The sequence below is a fragment of the Desulfosporosinus sp. Tol-M2 genome (assembly GCF_059735615.1).
Genome location: NZ_JCAIJG010000106.1, coordinates 1 through 2,737, shown reverse-complemented (window position 1 = coordinate 2,737; position 2,737 = coordinate 1). Strand labels below are relative to the sequence as shown.

Below are 2,737 nucleotides of genomic sequence, written 5' to 3'. Positions count from 1 at the left end.
GCCGCAACTGGAGCACCAGGTTTACCTGGTGTACCATTTAATATAGCATTAAGCTTTTTATTATATTTTAGAGCTGCACAAAGCACAGCCCTATACTATGGTTACGATGTCAAGGACGACCCTAGAGAATTAGAATTTGCGGCTTCAGTGGTGTTATCTAGTTTATCTCCGACGAAAGAACAGGGATTAGATAACTTAACTGGATTAATTGGGAAAATGATGCTAGCTGCTAATTTTACAGCTCTCAAAGCAGCTCTTGAAAAAACCTATGCTGAAATGGCAAGAAAAGGTGGAGCAGAATTATTGTATGTACAAATTAGAGCTCTAGCTAACAGGGCTGCCGAAAACGCACTTCAGAATGCAGGTAAAGAAGGAATAGAAGCTGGAGTATTTAGAAAAATGTTGGAGCAAAAAGGCAAGAGAATACCCAAAGAAGCAGGGAAAAAAGCGGTTCCTTTATTAGGTGCACTCGTTGGTGCTTGTTCTGATTCTTACTACATGGATCGCATATTACAAGGTTCTAACCTTATTTACCATAAAAGATATCTATTTGAAAAAGAACGTAGAGTTGATCTATTACTGGGTAATGACATCGTCTAACAGAGGGTCTCGCGAAATCGGAGAGAAGATGAATGTAGTAACCAGACGTCGCAAACCCTCGGGACTTTATTGGAAATGGGTATTTCGGAATTGATTTATCAGGTTGATTATAGTTGACTATGTATAACTGGTTTAGAAGTTTAGGAGGTTTGGCTTCAGTCTAGAGAGTTTGGTTTGTCTAAGTTGCATCTAGCATCGTAATACGACATCTTAATTTCAGAGAAAGAGTGAGGAAATTGGCTAATAGAATCGGGGAAGCACTATTGGAGATGTATTTTTTTAAACCGCTGATTGAATATTACGCAAATACATATGGAGCTAAGTTTTTAAATATTCATAAGCCTAGCCCCCAAGATGAAGTATGGATAGGTTATGATCAGGCATGGACGCACTCTTCACTAAATCAAGAACAATTATTAAATAAACTAAAGGAAGCCATACAAAACAAAGCAACCACTTTAAGTACATTCTATTTAGGATTCTTTTTACAGTTCAAAATAGTAAGTATCATGAGCAGGACCAGTAACAATAAACCTGATTATTATACACTACCATATTATAGATCTGAGATATCATTAAAAATTAATAGAAGAACGGGACTTTCCCAGCATCAAACGCTTAAACGATTAAGTAGGATAGATAATGCGAGTGTGGTTTATGCGTGCGGAATGATCTTTGATAATAATGATATATACAAAAATCCTGATTTATCTGACCTCCGAATGATTCCAGTTAAAGATTCTCCTGATTATGATATGAAAGACGAAAGACATTTTATTACATTTCAAACAAAAGATGACCCGTCACCTTTATATCATAGTGAGCCTGTTGAAACTATTTCATTTTCAGCTAAAGAATGGATTATAGGCGAAACAAATCATAGCCCTAAACGAATGGACGCTAAACAAATTATGGATTTATTAAGCTTAACAGAGAAAGAAATTCTTACTTATAAACAAGAACAAAGACTTGAAAAAGCAAAAGCAAAAGAATTATCTGATCATACATCAAAACTTCTTGGGAATAACTTTGAATTCTATTTGCTGGAATCTGAGAAAAGACAGAAGAAAACGCATACTGACAAATATCAAAGCCTCACAATTCTGGAGTTTATGAACAAATAAAACGCGCGTGTATTCTACTCGTGGAGTACGTATGGTGAGGTTTTGAGCAAATAATAGGTGAATGTTATATGACGCACCAGGAACCCTTGGACGAAGCAAGAAAGAAATTCGTGGAAAGAACCTGTCTAAAGGGGAATTATCTTCTATGGTTTTTGCATAAAAGACAAATCAGGCTTTCTTAACGGATGAACAAGGAGCAAGAAAGCTGGCATCTTATATCATGGTTCCTGAAAAGGTGCAAACCACTCATCTGATTGGCTAGTTTTCATTGAATTCTTTAATGACGCTGAGATGGTGGATGACCGGAAGGCTGGCGTAACAACTTAATACGTCAGTCGATAAAGTAAATAAGCGACCAGCAGCCCGTCTTTCAACGAAGAATATTAGTATCAAACGCAGTGCTTTAACAGGTAATCTCAGAATCGGAGGAGCAGCAACATGAAAACATTATTTGAACTATGTAAACCGAGGCAAAGTGTATTTGAGGAAACTAAAAGAGAAGATGTCTTAAATCTGTCTGATCTCATAGAGGGCAACATTGAATGCGTCTCATTCTTTGAGGAAAATTACATAACAGACGGCATGAAGACGCTTTTGGACACGGCCTTTAATCGTTTTATCAAGCAAGGGCAAACCGGTGTCGTAAAGCTCACTCAAGCAATGGGCGGCGGCAAGACACATAATATGCTAGCGCTTGGACTACTAGCCGCAAATCCCGAATTCCGCAGTAAAGTAATGACGGACAGTAAGAAATACAAAGCAATTGGCAAAGTGCGGGTGGTTGCCTTCTCCGGTCGCGAGAGCGATGCGCCGTTTGGCATATGGGGTTCTATTTCGGAACAAATCGGTAAAAGGGAGGCCTTTTCACAGTATTATTCTCCGCTTTCCGCCCCCGGCGAAACTGCGTGGATTAACTTACTGTCCGGTGATCCTCTGCTTATCTTGATCGATGAGCTGCCACCCTACCTAGAAAATGCCAAGTCGAAGACCATAGGCAATTCGGATTTATGCGC

The 2,737-nt window shown here is 38.8% G+C and carries 3 protein-coding genes; all 3 read left to right on the top strand.

The window, feature by feature from the left end:
* The coding region (locus tag AC6I5A_RS07680; RefSeq protein WP_034613800.1) for an EcsC family protein at positions 1-600 on the top strand (600 nt) is incomplete at its 5' end.
* Between the two features lie 236 nt (positions 601-836).
* Positions 837-1,724: a hypothetical protein gene (locus tag AC6I5A_RS07675; RefSeq protein ID WP_034613798.1), complete on the top strand. Its 888-nt coding sequence runs from the start codon at positions 837-839 to the stop codon at positions 1,722-1,724.
* Positions 1,725-2,162: 438 nt separating this feature from the next.
* A partial coding sequence (locus AC6I5A_RS07670) for a DUF499 family protein (protein ID WP_034613794.1) occupies positions 2,163-2,737 on the top strand: 575 nt, incomplete at its 3' end.